Origin of the sequence: Streptomyces sp. NPDC044984, assembly GCF_040646935.1 — a bacterium.
GTDB lineage: Bacteria > Actinomycetota > Actinomycetes > Streptomycetales > Streptomycetaceae > Streptomyces.
Map to the genome: position 1 here is coordinate 1 of NZ_JBEZBE010000024.1, position 18181 is coordinate 18181.

General features: G+C 74.4%; 14 protein-coding genes and 2 pseudogenes. 4 read left to right on the plus strand and 12 right to left on the minus strand.

The window, feature by feature from the left end; all coding sequences use genetic code 11:
• Positions 1–296, minus strand: a pseudogene (locus AB0A94_RS24655) (ABC transporter permease); the annotation flags it as partial.
• Between the two features lie 142 nt (positions 297–438).
• Between AB0A94_RS24655 and AB0A94_RS24660 the strand changes: the two are divergent.
• The 3 genes from AB0A94_RS24660 to AB0A94_RS24670 are packed head-to-tail and all read left to right on the plus strand — an operon-like array spanning position 439 to position 1980.
• Positions 439–1065, plus strand: coding sequence for a TetR/AcrR family transcriptional regulator (locus AB0A94_RS24660; RefSeq protein WP_361747627.1), 627 nt, complete (start codon positions 439–441; stop codon positions 1063–1065).
• A 5-nt stretch (positions 1066–1070) separates the two neighbouring features.
• Positions 1071–1280, plus strand: coding sequence for an SDR family oxidoreductase (locus AB0A94_RS24665; protein WP_361747826.1), 210 nt, complete (start codon positions 1071–1073; stop codon positions 1278–1280).
• 55 nt (positions 1281–1335) lie between these two features.
• Entirely contained in the window at positions 1336–1980 is a 645-nt protein-coding gene (locus AB0A94_RS24670) for a dihydrofolate reductase family protein (RefSeq protein WP_361747629.1), read from the plus strand.
• An 81-nt stretch (positions 1981–2061) separates the two neighbouring features.
• On the opposite strand, the pseudogene AB0A94_RS24675 reads toward AB0A94_RS24670, so the two are convergent.
• The 4 genes and pseudogenes from AB0A94_RS24675 to AB0A94_RS24690 form a co-directional block, all read right to left on the minus strand.
• A pseudogene (locus tag AB0A94_RS24675) lies at positions 2062–2181 on the minus strand (ADP-ribosylglycohydrolase family protein); the annotation flags it as partial.
• Positions 2181–3161 carry a UDP-glucose 4-epimerase GalE gene (galE, locus tag AB0A94_RS24680; protein ID WP_361747631.1) on the minus strand — a complete coding sequence of 327 codons (981 nt, stop codon included), beginning with the start codon at positions 3159–3161 and terminating at the stop codon, positions 2181–2183. The pseudogene AB0A94_RS24675 and the gene galE, both read right to left, overlap by 1 nt.
• Positions 3158–4819: a glycosyltransferase family 2 protein gene (locus AB0A94_RS24685; RefSeq protein WP_361747828.1), complete on the minus strand. Its 1662-nt coding sequence runs from the start codon at positions 4817–4819 to the stop codon at positions 3158–3160. The genes galE and AB0A94_RS24685 overlap by 4 nt, the downstream gene beginning before the upstream one ends.
• A 79-nt stretch (positions 4820–4898) precedes the next feature.
• Complete coding sequence (locus tag AB0A94_RS24690) at positions 4899–5396, minus strand: MarR family transcriptional regulator (protein WP_217128410.1); 498 nt, start codon at positions 5394–5396, stop codon at positions 4899–4901.
• A gap of 131 nt (positions 5397–5527) precedes the next feature.
• Here AB0A94_RS24690 and AB0A94_RS24695 point away from each other — a divergent pair, with 131 nt between their 5' ends.
• Complete coding sequence (locus AB0A94_RS24695; RefSeq protein WP_217128409.1) at positions 5528–5941, plus strand: organic hydroperoxide resistance protein; 414 nt, start codon at positions 5528–5530, stop codon at positions 5939–5941.
• Between the two features lie 12 nt (positions 5942–5953).
• Here the strand turns inward: AB0A94_RS24695 and AB0A94_RS24700 are convergent, their stop codons facing one another.
• From AB0A94_RS24700 to AB0A94_RS24730, 7 genes are all read right to left on the minus strand, one after another.
• Positions 5954–7501, minus strand: coding sequence for a hypothetical protein (locus AB0A94_RS24700; RefSeq protein ID WP_361747633.1), 1548 nt, complete (start codon positions 7499–7501; stop codon positions 5954–5956).
• A gap of 148 nt (positions 7502–7649) precedes the next feature.
• On the minus strand, positions 7650–8915 hold the full coding sequence (locus AB0A94_RS24705) for a hypothetical protein (protein WP_361747635.1): 1266 nt from the start codon (positions 8913–8915) through the stop codon (positions 7650–7652).
• Positions 8912–11167, minus strand: a complete 2256-nt coding sequence (locus AB0A94_RS24710; protein ID WP_361747637.1) for a bifunctional glycosyltransferase family 2 protein/CDP-glycerol:glycerophosphate glycerophosphotransferase — start codon at positions 11165–11167, stop codon at positions 8912–8914. The genes AB0A94_RS24705 and AB0A94_RS24710 overlap by 4 nt, the downstream gene beginning before the upstream one ends.
• A 1-nt stretch (position 11168) precedes the next feature.
• Complete coding sequence (locus AB0A94_RS24715; protein WP_361747639.1) at positions 11169–13367, minus strand: bifunctional glycosyltransferase family 2 protein/CDP-glycerol:glycerophosphate glycerophosphotransferase; 2199 nt, start codon at positions 13365–13367, stop codon at positions 11169–11171.
• Between the two features lie 155 nt (positions 13368–13522).
• A complete protein-coding gene (locus AB0A94_RS24720; RefSeq protein ID WP_361747641.1) occupies positions 13523–15790 on the minus strand; it encodes a bifunctional glycosyltransferase family 2 protein/CDP-glycerol:glycerophosphate glycerophosphotransferase in 2268 nt (755 codons plus the stop codon).
• 148 nt (positions 15791–15938) lie between these two features.
• Positions 15939–16832 carry a carbohydrate ABC transporter permease gene (locus AB0A94_RS24725; RefSeq protein WP_361747643.1) on the minus strand — a complete coding sequence of 298 codons (894 nt, stop codon included), beginning with the start codon at positions 16830–16832 and terminating at the stop codon, positions 15939–15941.
• Entirely contained in the window at positions 16829–18178 is a 1350-nt protein-coding gene (locus AB0A94_RS24730) for a sugar ABC transporter permease (protein ID WP_361747645.1), read from the minus strand. Before AB0A94_RS24730 ends, AB0A94_RS24725 begins: the two co-directional genes overlap by 4 nt.
• Between the last annotated feature and the right edge of the window lie 3 nt (positions 18179–18181).

Here is an 18181-nt window from a genome sequence, read left to right on the forward strand (position 1 = left end):
CGGTTGGCGCCCAGCAGCAGGCCGAAGATGAAGAAGTACACCGCCGCGTTCAGCAGCGGGGTCGCCACCTGCCACAGCTGGCCGAGCTTGGCCTGGCTGTACTGGGCGGTCAGCTTCGCCCGGGAGAAGGCGAGGATGAAGTGCCGCCGGTCCCAGAGCTGACGGACGTACTCGCCCAGGGACGGCCGGGCGCCGCTGACCGTGAGGCCGTGCCGGGCGGCGAGGGCCGCGAGGTCGTCCTCGGCCGGGACCGGGCGGACCGGTGCGGGGGGTGGGGTGTGGAGGGCCTGACTCACATCCGGCGCTTTCGCTAGAGGGAGGGGGGCGACGGGAGTCCCTACGTCGGGACGGGACCGTATCGTCGCAACGGGAGCGTAAGTCGAAAGAACGCCGGAACGCAACCGTTTCGTCGTGACGGTATCGGCCTATGCTGTCCGCATGACGACGAACGCCGACGAGCCCCAGCCGCGTCCGCGCCGCAGGGCCCCCGCCGGGGCCGCCGTCCTGCGCCAGGACGTGACGGAGGCCATCCGGGCGGCCGTCTTCGAGGAGCTGGCGGCGGCCGGCTACGCGCGGATGTCGATCGAGGGGATCGCGCGCCGCGCGGGTGTCGGCAAGACCGCGGTGTACCGCCGCTGGCGCTCCAAGCTGCACCTGGTCCTCGACCTGTTGTCCGCGATCGCCGTCCAGGGCCTGCCCGCGCCGGACACCGGCTCCCTGGAGGGCGACCTGCGCCTGCTGTACGAGGTCACCTCCCGCGCCCTGCGCCACCCCGTCGCCTCGCAGATCCTCCCCGACCTCCAGGCCGAGGCCGCCCGCAACCCCGACATCGCCGAGGCCCTGCAGAAGGCGCTGCGCGAGGGCCAGGACTCCGTCGCCCGGGGCATCGTCGCGGCGGCACAGGCGCGCGGCGAACTCCGCCCCGGCGCCGACCACGCCCTGGCCCTCGACCTGATCTCGGGCCCCCTGTACTGGCGCTCGGTGGTCATCCGCGGCCCCAAGCCGCCGAAGGGGTACCTGGAGGCGCTGACCCGGGCGACGACGGAGGCGCTGAAGGCGCTGTGAGGGAGGTGCGCCGCGCCCCGGGGCTTCCTTTGGGTCGGCTGGGCCGCCCGGAGGAGGTCGCCGACGCGGTGCTCTTCCTCGCCACACCGCAGAGCAGTTTGGTGACCGGCGCCGAGATCGCCGTCGACGGCGGCCTCAACCAGATCTGGACCCGCACGCGGCAACGGCCGGGACCGGCGTACGGTCCCGGCCATCGCCGTGTGGCGCGGCGATGACTTTTCCCGGCCCGAGGAGTCTCACCCTTGTTGTCCGACAACACGGGAGGAACGCGTGGCTCAGCTTCTGAGAGTCCAGAACTTCAACGTCTCGAGCGACGGCATCGCTGCCGGCGAGGACCAGAGCCTCGAGCAGCCGTTCGGCCTCGACCACCCCGAGCGGCTGTTCGCCTGGGCCGGCGCCACGGCGAGCTGGCCCATGCGCACCGACCCCGGGGGCAGCCGGGGCCTCGACGACTACTTCACCCGGGACTACGCGCGCAACATCGGCGCCGAGATCATGGGCCGCAACAAGTTCGGGCCCCAGCGCGGGCCCTGGCACGATCACGAGTGGCGCGGCTGGTGGGGGGAGGAGCCCCCGTTCCGCACCCCGGTGTTCGTCATGACCCACCACGAGCGTCCCTCGTTCACGCTCTCCGACACCACGTTCCACTTCGTCGCCGGGGACCCGGCCGCGGTCCTCGCGCGGGCGCGGGAAGCGGCGCGGGGCAAGGACGTCCGGCTCGGCGGCGGGGTCACCACCATTCGGCAGTTCCTCGACGCGGATCTCGTCGACACCCTGCACGTGGCGGTCTCACCGGTGAAGCTCGGGTCCGGACTGCGCCTGTGGGAGTCCCCCGACGAACTGCTCGACCGGTTCCACCTGGAGGTCGTGCCCAGCCCGAGCGGCGTGACCCACCACCTGTTCTGGAGGAGGTGACCGGCCCTCAGGACCACCCCGACCGGCCGCGGAGGTCAGCCCGTCGTGGGGGACTCCTGCTCCACAGGGTCACCGCGGCTTCGGTGCCGGGAAGCGGGCCGGGAAGGCGCCCTCCGGGCCGAACCCGAAGGGGGCGCCCGGGGCGTCGCCGACGGCGGAGCCGATGACGGCGCCCGGGGCGCGTTCGGTGCGGGTGGGCATCAGGCGCGGGCCGCTTCCGGGTGCAGGCGCAGCCAGCCCGCCCAGGCCGAGGTGATCATGTCGTCGACGCCGTGGCGGGCCTTCCAGCCCAGTTCCGCGGCCGCCCGGTCGGCGGAGGCGACGACGCGGGCCGGGTCGCCGGGGCGGCGCGGGGTGACCACGGGCGGGCAGTCGTGGCCGGTGAGGGCGTTGACGCGGTCGATCATCTCCCGGACGGAGACGCCCTCACCGCGGCCGATGTTGAGGGTGAGGTCCCGGCCGGGGGCGGAGCGCAGCGCGCGGGCCGCCGCGACATGGGCCTCGGCCAGGTCGACGACGTGGATGTAGTCGCGGACACAGGTGCCGTCGGGGGTCGGGTAGTCGTCGCCGAACACGCGCGGGGGCGCGTTCTCGGTCAGCTTCTCGAAGACCATGGGGACGAGGTTGAAGACGCCCGTGTCGGCGAGGTCCGGGCGAGCGGCGCCGGCGACGTTGAAGTAGCGCAGGCAGGCCGTGGAGAGCCCGGCCGCCGCGCCGGTCGCGCGGACCAGCCACTCGCCGGCCAGCTTCGTCTCGCCGTACGGCGACATGGGCGCGCAGGGGGTCTCCTCCGTCACGAGGTCCACGTCCGGCATGCCGTACACGGCCGCCGAGGACGAGAGGACGAAGGAGCGGACGCCGGCCGACGTGACCGCTTCCAGCAGGACCCGCAGGCCCTCCACGTTCTCCCGGTAGTAGTGCAGGGGGAGCGACACCGACTCGGCCACCTGCTTCTTCGCCGCCAGGTGGACGACCCCGGTGACCCCGTGGTCCGCGAGGGCGCGCGCCACCCGCTCGCCGTCCAGGGTGGAGCCGACCACCAGGGGCACCCCGTCCGGCACCCGGTCGGCGAGTCCGGTGGACAGGTCGTCGTACACCACCGCCCGTTCGCCCGCCTCGGTCATCGCCCGTACGACGTGCGCCCCGATGTAGCCGGCGCCGCCGGTGATCAACCAGGTCATGGTCGGCCGTCCCCTCGTCGTTGGCCCGTGCCCGTGCGGTCGGAAGTGGTCGGCTCCCAGTGAAGCAGGCGCCGGAGCCTTCCGCGCAGCACCGGGGCGACTCCGCGGACCCCGGCCGCCACGCGCAGGGCGAGCGCGCCCGAGTGCGTGGCGTACGGCCGCACCAGCACCACACCGTGCCAGGGGCTCGGCATCGCACAGCGGCGCAGCAGCCCCGGCCCGGCGAGCGCGTGCGCGGTGACCCGGCGGCTCGAACCGTCCCGGAAGCGCACCCGCAGCCGCAGGTCCCAGGCGCCCGTGCCGAGCGTGGCCAGCCGGTCCGGCCGTACGGTCGTCTCCGCGACCCAGGTGCCGTCGGCGGCCGTCCGCAGCGGCACCGTACGGCGGACGCGGGCGCCGTCCCGGTCCCGGTGGCGCCACTCCGTCTCCACCGACCAGGGCTCCGCCCGTGCCACCCGGCCGTACAGCTCGTGCAGGCGCACCCGCAGCCGCGGGCCGTGCGCGCGGGGGCGCAGTTCCGCGTCCACGGCGAGCGGGAGGAGGGGCACGGGGCGGGTCAGCAGGGGCTCCAGGGTGATCCCGGGCAGGGCGGCCGACCAGCAGGGCGTGCCGTCCGCCGCGCGGGCGTACGGCGGGCACAGCCGGGCCGGCCGGGCCGCCAGCTCCCGCAGCCGGGGCAGGTCGCACGGCTCGGGGGAGGCCAGCACGACCCGCCCGGTCAGCCGGCCCGGGGCCACCGGGTCGCGGGCCCAGTCGGCGGCGTCGTACTCCGCGAGGAACGCCCGGGTGTGCGCCCACCACTGACGCCGGTACTCCTCGTCGTGCAGCGGCAGCTCGCGGGCGTACATGCGCAGGTCGTGGTCGAGGAACTTGGCCCGCGCCCGGCGCGCCAGCCGCTTCTCCCCGGCGGCCAGCAGGATCCCGTGGGCGGTGCGGCACGCGTGCGTGCGGGCCCGCCAGTTGTCGACGCCCGCGCGGTCCAGCGAGATCGACAGCCGCCGCGCGGACCGGCGGACGTGCCAGACGTACACCCGGTCCGGGACCAGCGCGACGCGCGGGGCGGCGGCCCACACCCGCGCGGTGAACACGACGTCCTCGTAGGGGAACCGGCCGTCGGGGAAGCGGATGCCGTGCGCGCGCAGGAAGGCCGTGCCGTAGAGCTTGTTGACGCACAGCGTGTCGTGGACCAGGCGCGGGCGCAGCGCCGGGCGGTCGAGCACGGCGGGCGCGGCGTACAGGGCCGGCTCCCAGGGCACCTCGCGCCCCGACGGCAGCTCGCGGCGCACGCACAGGCCGCCCGCGACCTGCGCGTCCGCCCCGGTCGCGGCCGTGAGCAGCGCGTCCACCGCGCCGGGCGGCAGTACGTCGTCGCTGTCCAGGAACATCACGTACGGGGAGGTCACCGCGGCGAGCCCGGTGTTGCGCGGGGTGCCGCAGCCGCCGCTGTTGACGGGGAGCCGGATCACCCGCAGCCGGGGCTCGCCCTCGGCGAGCCGGTCCAGCAGGCCGGCGCTGCCGTCCGTCGAGCAGTCGTCGACGGCGACGACCTCCCGTACGGCGCCGCCCTGCCCGAGCGCCGAGCGCACGGCGTCGGTCACATGGGCGGCGTCGTCGTGGCCGATGACGACGACGGCGACCTGGGGCTGAGAGGGCTGCATGGCGTCCTCGGACACGTCACGGGGCTGCTCCTGCCCTCCATTGAGGACGCCCGGCGCGCTCGGCGCACGTCGGCGGCCGTCACGCGCCCTCCGCCACCGCCGTGTCCAGCGCCGCCGTGAGCCGGTGGAGGCGGGTGCTCAGATCGCGGATCTCGTCGATCCCGAAGCCGGTCGCGGCCATGATCCGGCGCGGCACCTCCAGGGCCCGCTCCCGCAGCGCCGTGCCCTCCTCGGTGGGCCGGACCTCCACCGACCGCTCGTCGCGCGCACTGCGCTCCCGGCGCACCAGACCGGCCGTCTCCAGCCGCTTGAGCAGCGGGGACAGCGTGCCGGAGTCCAGTCGCAGGTGCTCGCCGAGCTTCTTCACGGGCAGCGTGCCGTGCTCCCACAGCACCAGCATGACCAGGTACTGCGGATAGGTGAGCCCGAGGTCCTTGAGGACCACCCGGTAGACGCCGTTGAAGGCGCGGGAGGCGGCGTTCAGGTTGAAGCAGATCTGCTGGTCGAGGCGGAGCCAGTCGTCCGCGGCGCCCGGCAGCGGGGCCGTCGCGGGGGGTGGGCTCGGAGTGGCTGTCATGCCTCCAGGGTAGCCCTTGCGAGCCATTTGGTTGCGCGCAATTCAATTGCGTGCTCTACTTGTGGTCGTACGGCGGCCGGACCCACCGAAGGGCCCGGCCGAGCCACGACTCGAGAGGGAAGGTCCTTTCCATGGACGCGCTCTACACCGCTGTCGCCACCGCCACCCACGGCCGCGAGGGCCGCGCCGTCACCTCCGACGGCAAGCTGGACCTCGGCCTGAGCGCCCCCGTGGAGCTCGGCGGCAACGGCCAGGGCACCAACCCCGAGCAGCTGTTCGCCGCCGGTTACGCGGCCTGCTTCGGCAGCGCCCTCGGCGTGGTCGGCCGGGCGGCGAAGGTCGACGTCAGCGACGCCGCGGTGACCGCCGAGGTCGTCCTCGGCAAGCAGGGCGAGGGCTTCGCGCTCGCGGTGACGCTGCGCGTCGAACTGCCCGACGGCCTCGACGAGGAGACCGGCCGCAAGCTGGTCGAGCAGGCCCACCAGGTCTGCCCCTACTCCAACGCCACCCGCGGCAACATCCCGGTCGACCTCGTCATCGAGTAGTCCCCGGCGGGTTCACCCCCCGACCCGCGCCAGCACCTCCCCCGTCCGCCGGCTCCACGCCACCACCACCGCCTCCTCGGGCACCCGCTGCCGGGGCGTCAGCAGCAGCCAGCGCGCGTGGTACCGGCGGACGACCGCGGCCCGCTCGGCGCGGGTCGAACCGGGGTCGAGGTACGCGCGCACGTCGGCCACCCGCCGCAGCCGCTCCCCCTCGTCCAGCGAGGCGTCCGGCCAGGCCGGCGCGGCGAGGTTCGGCCCGTACCCGGCGATCGCGTGGACGGCGTGGTAGCCGTCGGTGATCACGACCTCACCCGGCCCGACGTACCGCGCGGCCCACGCGTACGACGGCCAGTCCGGCGGCCGTTCGAAGCCCGCCGGCACCACCGCCCCGGCGTGCACGGTCAGGAACGCGGCGCACGCCCCCGCCGCCGTGGCCCCGCCCAGCAGCCGCCGCCACACCGGCCACGGCCGCGGCGCCGCCAGCTCCACCGCCGACGCGAACTGCAACGGCACCAGCGTCAGCCCGAGGATCCTGCCGTAGGTGTAGTGGCCGCTGACCCAGCCGTACGCCACCACCAGGCAGTCCAGGACGAACATCAGCACCAGCGGATCACGCCACGAGGTGCGCCGCGCCCGCAGCCACAGCACCGGCAGCCCGAGCAGCGCCAGCCCGAACTGCCCGCCGAGGTCCAGGTACAGCCGCCGGTGCATCGCGTCCACGCTGCCGTCCCCGGCCAGCGCGAACACGTCGAAGTACGGCCAGCAGGCGGCCGTCAGCAGCGCCACCGCCCCCGCCAGCGCCCACCGCCCCGCGGCCGCCGGACCCCACCGCCGCTGCCACCCGGCGACCAGCGCCACCCCGCCCAGCGCCGCCGCGACCGCCGTGATCGGGTGCACGAGCAGGATCAGCCCGTACAGCGCGCCCAGCGCCGCGTACCCGGACAGCGGGCGCGGCCCGCCCGTCCCCGCGCGCCGGCCCCGTGCCCCCGCCCGCCGAGCCCGCGTCCCCGTCAGCGCCCACGCCCAGAAGGCGAGCCCGATCGCGAACGCCGACGGGTAGGCCAGGTTGCCCGTCATCGACATCAGGTTCAGATAGCCGCTCCACCAGGCCCGCTCCACCCCCCACAACAGCGTCATCGCGCCGAGCGCCAGCACCGGCGCCCAGGGGCGCGGGGTCAGCACCCGCACGAAACGGCCGATCCCGGTGAGCAGCACCAGCAGGTTCAGCGGCCCGGTGAGCCTGAGCACCTCCCAGCCGCCCAGCCCCGTCAGCCGGGCGGCCACGCCCTGCGCCAGCGCGAACGGCGAGTAGTAGGGGCTGCCCGCCCCCGGCAGGTCCGCCATCGGGTGCCGGGGGTGCAGCAGATCGTCCTCGAGGCGCTCGACGACCGCCGCGTGCTGCCCGGCGTCGCAGCACAGCGGCACCCTCCAGTACGCCAGCGACATCACCAGCCAGAACAGGAAGCCGAAGAACTGGTACGGAGTGGGGCGCCAGGCCCCGCCGCCGCGCAGCGCCGTGGCACCGCGCACGGCCGGCCGGACGAGGACCGGGGAGCTCATCGGAGGGTACGGAAAGGGAGCTTCACGGGCATTTGCCCAATGTTCCCGGCGTGCCCCACGGCATGACCCCGCGTCACCTCATCGGGTGAAGCGGACGGTCAGCTCATCGGGTGAAGCGGACGGCCAGCTCATCGGGTGAAGCGGACGGTCAGTGCGCCAGCCCCACCGGAGCGCCCTGCGCCGGCACCACCGCCCGCCGCACCACCGGCTCCAGCAGCAGCGGCACGCCCAGCACCGGCAGCAGCCAGGCCAGCGTGATCAGCCGGTCGCCCCAGATGTTGATGTCCGGATGCCCGGCCTGGTTGAGGAACCCCGTGCCGGCGGCGGCGACCAGGAAGGCACCGAACGCCGGCCGCCGCAGCGCCCCCGGGACACCGGCCGCCAGGAACGAGACGAACACCGGCTCCCACAGCTGCCGCCGCAGCCACTCCGTCCAGAAGTTCCCCTGCAACTGGAAGAACTCCGCCCACGGCCGCTCCCGGTCGGGGCGGGCGAAGTGATCGGTGAGCAGGTCCTGCACGCTCTCCGACGCCGACGGGTAGTGCAGCAGCCGGGCCAGCAGCAGCGTGCCGAACACCCCCGCGCACCCGGTCCCCGCGAGCGCGACCACCCCGCGCCCCGACGGCCGCCCCCGCCACCGGCGCCGCACGGCGACCGCCGCGCCCGCGCCCGCCAGGCACAGCCCGAGGAACAGCGCCTGCGAGTGCTTGACGGTGAACAGCGCGAGCAGCGCGGCGCCCACCAGCGCCAGGCCCGCCCGCGTCCTGTGCCCCTGGAGCACCAGCGCACAGCCCCACAGCGCCGCCAGGGTGAGCGCCAGCAGCAGCCCCTCGGCCATCGGGCGCATCGCGGTCGTCCCGCACGGCAGGACCAGGAACAGCGCCTGCCCGGTGAGCGCGAGCGGCACGGACACCGCCAGGGCGCGCAGCACCAGGAAGGCGAGCACCCCGCCCGCGCAGGTCACCACCACGCCCGCCGCCCACACGCCCCACGTCACCCCGAACAGGGCGACGAACGGCGCCAGGAACACCGGAAAGCCGGGCCGTACCTCGAAGATCCGCATGAACCGCTCCGGCATGAACGGCACGGTGTGCCCGCCGGTCCGCCCCGCCGCCAGCAGGGCCTCCACCTGCCGCCACTCCCGCTCCCGGCACTCGCGCAGGACCTCCGGAGCGGGGTCGGGGGCGTGGAAGCGGACCACGTCCACGTTCTGCTCGCGGTGCGCGATCGACGCCCGGCCCGCACAGAAGTAGTCGATGGTGGCGGTGGCCGCCTCCCGCTTGTCCGCACCGGTCAGGTGCAGCGCGTACGACAGGTAGTTCTTGCTGTCGGGGGTGTCCCGGCCGGTGACGTTGGCGAGTTGCAGCAGCGCGAAGACGGCGGCCAGCAGCAGGACCCGGGTGCGCGGCCTCACGACGGGGTCAGCAGGTCGCGGCCGGTGGACGGCGGGGATCCCCCCGCCGCGAGCGGAGCCGGGCGCTCGGGGGACGGCACCCGGGCCGGTCCGGCCGGCCGCTCGGGCATCGGCTCGCCCAGCATCAGCGTCCGCACCACCCGCTCGGCGGCCCGGCCGTCGTCGAACTCGCAGAACCGCTGCCGGAACGCCGACCGCAGCCGCGCCGCCTCCTCGTCCCGCCAGGTCCCGGAGTCGAACAGCCACGCCAGCTCCCAGGGGGAGCGCGCCACATGGCCCGGTGCCTCGGCCGTGATGTCCAGGTAGGCGCCCCGGCTCGCCCGGTAGGCGTCCCAGTCGTCGGCGTACACCACGATCGGCCGGTCCAGCAGGGCGTAGTCGAACATGATCGACGAGTAGTCGGTGACCAGTACGTCGGCGGCGAGCAGCACGTCCTGCACCTCCGGCTCGTCCGTGGCGTCGACGAGCACGCCCCGCCGGTGCAGCTCGGACAGGCCGAGGCCGCGCGCGGGGCCGGCGGCCAGCGAGGGGTGCAGGCGGACGACGAGGGTGCGGCCCTCGCCCAGGCCGGCGGCGAACCGGGCGAGGTCGAGCCGCTCCACCAGCCCGTCCCTGCGGTAGTCGCGGCGGGTCGGCGCGTACAGCACCACCGTGTCGCCGTCCGGGACGCCGAGCCGTTCGCGCACCGCACGCCCCCGGTCCGCCGGAGCGGCGACCAGGACGTCGTTGCGCGGGCTGCCGGTGCGCAGGGAGGTGAAGTGGCAGGGGAAGGCCCGCTCCCACACCAGCTCGGAGTGCCGGTTGGCGACCAGGCTGTAGTCCCAGCGGTCGGCCCGGCGCAGCATCTGCGGGACGTCGAGGCCGAGCCGGGCGCCGGGCCGGTCCAGCAGGTCGGCGCCCAGGTACTTCAGCGGGGTGCCCCGGTGGGTGTGGACGTGCACGCTCCCCGGGCGTTTGACCAGCGAGCCCGGCCAGTTGACGTTGTTGACGAAGTACGTGGCCCGCTCGGTCACCCGGCGGTATCCGGGCGAGCCGAGCAGCACGTACGCGGTGTCCGGCTCAAGACCGGCCGCCTGCTCCTCGTCGGTCAGCACCCACACGCCCCGGACGTGCGGGGCGAGTTCGCGTGCCGCGCGGTGGATCGCCGCCGGGTCGCCGAGCACGCCCCGGTGCGAGAACGCCGAGTACACGGCGAGGTCCGGGTCGAGCGGACGGCGGAACACGGACCGGGCCCGGGCCCGGGCGTACCGCGCCGCCGTCGCCGTACCCGCCTGCCGGGCCCGCCGCCCCAGCTCCCGCCCGGCCTCCCCCGCCCGCCGCTTCAGGACGTATCCGGCGTAACTTCCCTCCAGCACCCGCAGTTCCGCCGGAACCGGGACGCCCTCCGGCCGGTGCGCCCGGAACATCTCGGCCGTGCGGCGGAAGAACTCGCCCTTGTCGGACGGCGGCAGGCGGTCCGGCTTGGCGAGGATGTCGAGGCAGTGCTCGCCCATCTTGGCGTGCAGGAAGGGCCGCCAGTGCGCGAGCGCCGGGCGGGCGTCGACGAACCGGAACACCCGCGCGTACTGCTCGTGGACGTCGAAGTGCCTGCGGCTGGTGGTGGACAGGATGCTGCCCCGGCGGCGCTGCCGGTAGTACACGCAGATCCGGTCCAGGGTGGCGATGCGCTCCGCGCTGAGCAGCACCGGAAAGGTCCAGGGCGTGTCCTCGTAGTAGCCGGGCGGGAAGACGAAGCCCTCCCGGGCCACGAAGTCGCGGCGGTAGACCTTGTTCCACACCACCATCAGCAGATCGAGGATCTCCGGCCGCTCGGCCGCCGTGAACACCTCCTCGGTGGCCAGCAGACGGGCCAGGACGTTGCGGCGGGTGCCGCCCCACCAGTGGGTGCGGGCGTAGTCGAAGACCAGGACGTCCGGGTCCTCGGTCTCGTCGAGGCGGTCGGCCGTCGCGCGCAGCGCGCCCGGGGTGAGGGTGTCGTCGCCGTCGAGGAAGAACAGGTAGTCGCCCGTCGCGTGCTCCATCCCCGCGTTGCGGGCCCGGCCGAGGCCCACGTTCTGCGGCAGGTGCACCACCCGGACCCGCTCGTCGCGGGCCGCGTACGCGTCGAGGACCGCGCCGCAGCCGTCGGGGGAGCGGTCGTCGACGGCGATCACCTCGAGGTCGCGGTACGACTGCCCGAGCACCGAGTCGAGACAGGCGTGCAGGTACCCCCGCACCCTGTGGACGGGGACGATGACGCTGAAACGGGGCACGTCAGCTCCTCACCGGGGTGGCCGCGGGGGCGGGGACGCGCTCCGCGAGCGGGATCACGGGCGGCAGGGCCTCGGGCGGTTCGCCGAGCAGCACCCGGCGCACGACCCGTTCGGCGGCCCGCCCGTCGTCGAACGCGCAGAACCGCTCCCGGAACCGGGCCCGCAGCGCGGCCGACTCCGCGTCCGCGTACGAGCCGTCGCGGAACACCCGGGCCAGCTCCTCGGGGGTGCGCACCACCGGTCCCGGCGGTGCCTCCAGCAGGTCGAAGCAGACGCCCCGGACCTCCCGGTAGACGTCCCAGTCGTCGGCGTACACCACGATCGGCCGGTCCAGGTTGGCGTAGTCGAACATGATCGAGGAGTAGTCGGTGACCAGCGCGTCGGCGGCCAGGCACACGTCCTCCGACGAGGGGTGCGCGGTGACGTCGACGACCCGGCCGCCGCTCCCGCGCCCGCCCCGGTCGTAGAAGTAGTGGGCGCGCAGCAGGACGACGACGTCCTCGCCGGCCGCCGCGCAGAACGCCTCCAGGTCGAGGCCGGGCTCGAAGCCGGTGCGGTGGTCGCGGTGGGTGGGCGCGTACAGCACGGCCCGCGCGCCCTGAGGGACGCCCAGCTCCGCGCGGATCCGGGCCACGTCGTCGGCGCCGGCCGTCAGGTACACGTCGTTGCGCGGATAGCCGTACTCCAGGTGCTCGTAGGAGCCGGGGAAGGCGCGCTCCCACACGCGGGTGGAGTGGGGGTTGGCGGAGAGGTTGTAGTCCCAGCGGTCCACCCGGCCGAGGAGCTTGGTGAAGCTGCCGGTCGCGGCGGCCACCACCGGGTACGTCGACTGGTCGACACCCATGGTCTTCAGCGGGGTGCCGTGCTGCGTCTGGAGGTGGACGCTGCCGGGGCGCTTGACCACGCCGTCGGCGAAGTTGGCATTGTTGACCAGGTACTTCGCGCGGGCCAGCACCTCCCAGCAGCGGCGGCTGCCGAGGACCGCGTACTCGACACCGTCCGGCACGGTGTGCGCCCGGTCCGCCTCCACCAGGAACACCGAGCGGATGTGCGGGGCGAGTTCACGGGCCCGGGCGTGGATCGCGGCCGGGTTGCAGGCGTAGCCGCGGCCCCAGTACGCGCAGTACACGGCGAGGTTCGGATCGAGCGGGCGGCGCAGGTGCATCCGGTACAGCAGCCGGGTGCGCAGGCCCCTGGGGCGCGGCACCGCCGCCACGGCCCGCGCCGCCGTGCGCCGGGCGCCGCGCAGGGCGGCGAACGCCTCGTAGGAGCCGGACGCCAGCAGCCGGTGCTGCACCCCGAGACTGCCGCGCGGGGGCCGGTACCCGGCGGGGCGGTGACGCCGGTACAGGGTGCTCGCCCGGTGGAAGAAGGCGCGGCGGCCCGACGGGAGCCGCCGGGGACGGGCGGCCGTCTTCAGCACGGTGGCGAACAACTGCTCGAACAGCGGCGCCGACCGCTCGGCGGACAGCCCCCGTTCGGCGGCCCGCTCCAGCACCAGCTCGACCTGGTCCAGCAGTTCGGCGTGGTGCTCCCCGGGCAGGTTCAGCCGGCTGCCCTGCCGCCGCACCAGATGCCGTACGACGACCGCACGCAGCACCGCCACCCGCTCGGCGTCCAGCATCGCCAGTCCGCCCCACCCGATGTCCGTGAAGTGGCCCGCGGGGAAGGCGAGACCCCGCTCGGTGACGAAGTCGCGGCGCCAGGCCGCGCTCCACGCCGGGAGGCCCACGCCGGTGAGGTGCGGGGCGCGGTCCGGGGAGAACGCGCCGTCGGGGGCCTTCGCCAGCAGGGGCGCGGCCGGGTTGGTGGGCTCGCCCTCCCACCAGGGTGCCCGCTCGTGCTCGCAGTGCAGCACGTCCACCGGACCGGTCCGGTCCAGGCGCGCGTCCAGCGCCGCCAGCGCCCCCGGTACGAGGACGTCGTCGCCGTCGAGGAACAGCAGGTACGTCCCCGTGGCCGCCCGCGTCCCCGCGTTGCGCGCCCCCGCCAGTCCGGCCGACGGCGGCGCGTGCACCGGCGCCACCCGCGAGTCCCGCTCGGCGTGCCGGGCGGCCACGTCGGCCGCGGCGGACCCGGGCACCTCGCAGACCGGGATCAGCTCGAAGTCGCCGAAGGACTGGGCGAGGACCGAGTCCAGCGCCCGGCCCAGCCGGCCGGCGACCCCGTGGGACGGGACGATGATGCTGAAGCGGGGCATTCTGCTCTTTCTCGTAGAGGGTGTCGTGGCGCCCTCAGCGGGTGGGGCGCCCGCCCGGCCGCCCCGACGGCCGCCGGGCGGGCGGCCGGGCCGGGGTGGGCCGCGACGAGCCGGAGGGCATGGGAACTCCCTGGGTGCACAGAGGGAAACGGCGGTCAGCCGTGGTCGGTGACGGCCAGGACACCGGCGGGCTGCTGCGGCACCGTCGTGAGCGACGACGGGCCGGACACGGCACCGGCCGGCGGCACCGGGCGGCGCCCGTCCAGCGGCACCACCGGCGGCAGGTCCGTCTCCCCGAGCACCACCCGGCGTACGACCCGCTCGGCGGCGCGACCGTCGTCGTGCGGGCAGAAGCGCGCGCGGAAGTCCGCCCGCAGCCGGGTGGCGCGGGCACCGCACCAGTGACCGGTCGCGAAGATGTCGATCAGCTCGTCCTCGCCGCCCGCGACCGCGCCCGGCGGGAACGCCCGCGGGTCGAAGTAGGCGCCACGGGCCGCCTCGTACGCCTCCCAGTCGTCGATGTGCAGCACGACCGGCCGGTCCAGGCCCGCGTAGTCGAACATCAGCGGCGAATAGTCCGTGACCAGGGCGTCCGAGGCCAGGCACAGCGAGGTGACGTCCGGGTGGCCGGTGACGTCCAGGACCCGGTCGGAGGCGGCCTCCAGCGGCCCGCCGTACGGGTGGCGGTCGGCGAGGGACAGGACGACGAACCGCGGGCCGAGACGGCGCACCACGCGCTCCAGGTCGAGCAGCCGGCGCTGGGTGCGCCGGTAGTCGCGGTGGGCCGGCGCGTACAGGATCGCCACCGACCCCTCGGGGACGCCGAGCGACTCCCGCAGCCGGGCCACGTCCGCCCCGGTCGCCGTGTGGAACCGGTCGGTGCGCGGCCTGCCGTACTCCAGGGTGGTGTAGCGGCCGGGGCAGACCCGCTCCCAGGTCAGGGTCGAGTGGCGGTCGGCGGAGACGACGTAGTCCCACTGGTCGACGCCCTCGAGGAGCCGCGCGAAGTCGGTGTCCCGGGCCGCCGCGGGACGCTCCAGCAGGTCCAGGCCCTCGTGCCCGAGGGGGGTGCCGCGCCGCGTCTGCACCAGGACCTGCCCCTTGCGCTTGACCAGCCCCGGCACCACGTCGGCGTCGGTCACCAGGTACGCGGACCGGGCGAGCGCGCTGAAGTGGGCGGCCGTGCCGGGCACGAGCCGGCGGGCGGCCGGCGGAAGGGTGTGGTGGTGCTCGGGACGGGCCACCCAGGCGGTGCGGACGTGCGGGGCCAGCTCGCGCAGCGCCGACTCCAGCGCGCCCGGGTCACCGCCGTGACCGCGGCCCCCGTCGGCGACGAAGACGGCCCGGTCGGCGCGGAGCGGCAGCAGCCGCTGGAACCGGTAGTGCAGGCGCAGGGCCGCGCGGCGCAGGGCGCGCGGCAGCCGCCCCGCGATCCGGGCCCACCGGCGGCGCAGCGCCGCCGCCAGCCGCAGCGCCCGGTAGGTGCGGTGCAGTCCGAGGCGGACCATCGTGTGGTGGACCCGGGCGCGCGCGGACACGGACGCGCCGGGCGCCCGGTGGCGCCGGCAGTGGGCACGCGCCCGGCGCAGGAAGGCGGCGCGCGACCCGCGCGGCAGCCGGTCCCGCCGCGCGTACACCGTCACCAGGTGGTCGAGCATGCGGCGGAACAGCACCGGCCGCCAGCGCCGCAGCGCGGGCCGCTCGTCGAGGAACGCGAAGACCCGGTCGTACTGGTCGAAGACGTCGAAGTGCCGTTCGCTGGTGGTGCGCAGGATGCCGCCGGCCCGGCGCTGCCGGTAGTGCACGCACACCCGGTCCAGGGTGGCGATCGACTCCGCCGTCATCAGGACCGGGTACGTCCACGGGGTGTCCTCGTAGTAGCCGGGCGGGAAGGCGAAGCCCGCGCGCTCGACGAACTCCCGCCGGTAGGCCTTGTTCCACGCCACCATCAGCAGGTTCAGCAGTCCCGGCCGGTCCTCGAGGCGGAACGGCGCGGGTCCGTCCTCGGTGAGCTCGGCGGCGACCCGGTTGCGCACGGCCTCGCCCGACCAGTGGGTGCGCGCGTAGTCGTAGACCAGCACGTCCGGTTCGCCCGTCTCCTTCAGCCGGTCGGCGAGGGCGAGCAGCGCGTCGGGCGTGAGGGTGTCGTCGCCGTCCAGGAACACCAGGTAGTCGCCCCTCGCCCGCTCCATCCCGGCGTTGCGGGCCGGGCCGAGACCGGCGTTCCGGGGCAGGTGCACGGCCCGTACGCGCGGGTCGCGGGCCGCGAACTCGTCGATCACCGCACCGCAGGCGTCCGGCGAGCAGTCGTCGACGGCGATCAGCTCGAGATCGGGGTACGACTGGGACAGCACGGACTCCAGGCACTCGTGCAGATACGCCTGAACCTGGTACGCGGGGACAATGACACTGAACCTGGGCAAAGGGCATCCAACGGTCGGTGCGGGCGTTCTGCCCGGCAACGGCCGCCGGCCCGGCTTGGTTACGCCCCCTGCGGCATCCGGGGGACACCCGTCACACGAAGGGGCGGACCCGTACGGATCCGCCCCTCCAACGTGACTCGTACGGCGGCTACTTCACCGCACCCGCCATCACACCGGAGACGAACTGCCGCTGGAACGAGAAGAACACGACCAGCGGGACCACCATCGAGATGAACGCGCCGGGCGCCAGGACGTCGACGTTGTTGCCGAACTGCCGTACCTGCGTCTGCAGGGCGACCGTGATCGGCTGGCTCCCGGAATCGGTGAAGATCAGCGCGACCAGCATGTCGTTCCACACCCACAGGAACTGGAAGATGCCGAGCGCGGCGATGGCCGGCCCGGCGAGCGGCATCACGACCCGGACGAACAGCCGCAGTTCGCCCGCGCCGTCCAGCCGGGCCGCCTCCAGCAGCTCCTTCGGGATCTCCGCGAAGAAGTTCCGCAGCAGGAACACCGCGAACGGCAGACCGAAACCGACGTGGAAGAGGACCACACCGGTCACGGAGCCGAAGAGGCCGAGGTTGCCGAAGAGTTCGGCGATCGGGATCAGCGCCACCTGCACCGGCACCACCAGCAGCCCCACCACGGCCAGGAACCACCAGTCCCGGCCGGGGAACTCCATCCAGGCGAAGGCGTACCCGGCGAGGGAGCCGATCACCACCACCAGCACGGTCGCCGGGACGGTGATGTACACCGTGTTCAGCAGCGAGCCGGTGATGTCGTCGTTCTCCAGCAGCGTCTCGTAGGCGCCGAAGGTGAGCCGCGAGGGTTCGGTGAACACCTTCCACCAGCCGTCGGCGGCCATGTCCTGCGGGGTGCGCAGGCTGGCCAGCAGCAGCCCGACCGTCGGGACCAGCCAGAACAGGCCCACGACGATCAGGAAGACGCGCACCAGACCGCCGCTGACCCACTGGCTGAGCCGGGAGCCGAGCGACTGCTCGGCCTTGACGGCGGGCCGTGCACCCGCCTTGGTGGTGTTCATCGCCTGACCTCCCGCCTCAGCCGCCTGACGTTGAACCACATCACCGGGATGACGAGCAGCAGCAGGAACACCGCGATCGCGCTGGCGACACCCGGCTGGTCCGACGCGAAGCCCTTGCGGTACAGCTCCAGCGCGAGGACGTTCGCGTCGTCCTGGGACGACCCGGGGGCGATGATGAAGACCAGGTCGAACACCTTCAGCACGTTGATCATCAGGGTGACGGTGACGACCGCGAGGACCGGCGCCAGCAGGGGCACCGTGATCCTGCGGAACACCTGCCACTCGTTCGCGCCGTCCACCCGCGCGGCCTCCAGCAGCTCCCGGGGCATGCCCGCGAGCCCGGCCGCGATCAGCACCATCGCGAAGCCCGCCCACATCCAGATGTACGAGCCGATGATCGCCGGGGTGACCAGCGACGGGCCGAGCCAGTCCAGGCCGTTGTACGGCTCGGCGAAGTTGCCCGCCGGGAGCCGCAGCCGGGCCCCGTCCGCCTTCGACGAGAAGGAGAACGTGCCGTCGGCGCCCGCCGAGGCCGTCTCCACCACCTTCCCGTCCTTGACGGCCTCGATCCTCATCCCCGGATAGCCCAGCTCGGCCGCGTCGACGCCGTTCAGCGTGCCGACGCCCTTGCCGCGGGTGAAGTCCTGCCAGGTGGTGCCGGTGATCCGGTCGTCCTCCGGCTTCGGTGCCGCCGCCCGTTCCGCCTCGTCCGGCATCAGGTCGGGGGCGACACCGACCAGCGGCAGCGTCACCGTGTCACCGGTGCTCACCGTCCCCTTGGTGATGAACGCGCCCCCGCCGGCGGGCTCCAGCGGCGACTCGCGGCCCGGGTGCGCCTTCGGGAACGCCGAGGACTGGGCGAAGGTGTCGTGCACCCCCACCCACACCGCGTTCGCCACGCCCTTGTCCGGGTCCTGGTCGTACACCAGGCGGAAGATGATCCCGGCCGCCAGCATCGAGATCGCCATCGGCATGAAGACGACCAGCTTGAACGCCGTGCCCCAGCGCACCCGTTCGGTCAGCACCGCGAAGACCAGGCCGAGCGCGGTCGCGATCGTCGGCGCGAACACCACCCAGACGATGTTGTTCTTCAGGGCGGTGCGGATGCCGTCGTCGGTGAACAGGGCCCGGTAGTTGTCGAATCCGGCGAAACCGTCGCCGGACTGGTCGTAGAAGCTGCGGACGACGGAGTACCCGATCGGGTAGACCACGAGCGCACCGAGCAGCACGAGCGCGGGCAGCAGGAACAGCGCCGCGACGGTGGTGCGGGTGCCGGTGACGCTCTTGCGCGACTTGGGAGCGGCGGGGGACGTCTTCGGTGCCCCCGCCGCCGTGTCCGACGCCATCGC

Coding starts and splice junctions, on each gene's coding strand:
- AB0A94_RS24660 (WP_361747627.1), top strand. CDS start 439: ATGACGACGAACGCCGACGAGCCCCAGCCGCGTCCGCGCCGCAGGGCC.
- galE (WP_361747631.1), bottom strand. CDS start 3,161: ATGACCTGGTTGATCACCGGCGGCGCCGGCTACATCGGGGCGCACGTC.
- AB0A94_RS24685 (WP_361747828.1), bottom strand. CDS start 4,819: ATGCAGCCCTCTCAGCCCCAGGTCGCCGTCGTCGTCATCGGCCACGAC.
- AB0A94_RS24690 (WP_217128410.1), bottom strand. CDS start 5,396: ATGACAGCCACTCCGAGCCCACCCCCCGCGACGGCCCCGCTGCCGGGC.
- AB0A94_RS24695 (WP_217128409.1), top strand. CDS start 5,528: ATGGACGCGCTCTACACCGCTGTCGCCACCGCCACCCACGGCCGCGAG.
- AB0A94_RS24700 (WP_361747633.1), bottom strand. CDS start 7,501: ATGAGCTCCCCGGTCCTCGTCCGGCCGGCCGTGCGCGGTGCCACGGCG.
- AB0A94_RS24715 (WP_361747639.1), bottom strand. CDS start 13,367: ATGCCCCGCTTCAGCATCATCGTCCCGTCCCACGGGGTCGCCGGCCGG.
- AB0A94_RS24725 (WP_361747643.1), bottom strand. CDS start 16,832: ATGAACACCACCAAGGCGGGTGCACGGCCCGCCGTCAAGGCCGAGCAG.
- AB0A94_RS24730 (WP_361747645.1), bottom strand. CDS start 18,178: ATGGCGTCGGACACGGCGGCGGGGGCACCGAAGACGTCCCCCGCCGCT.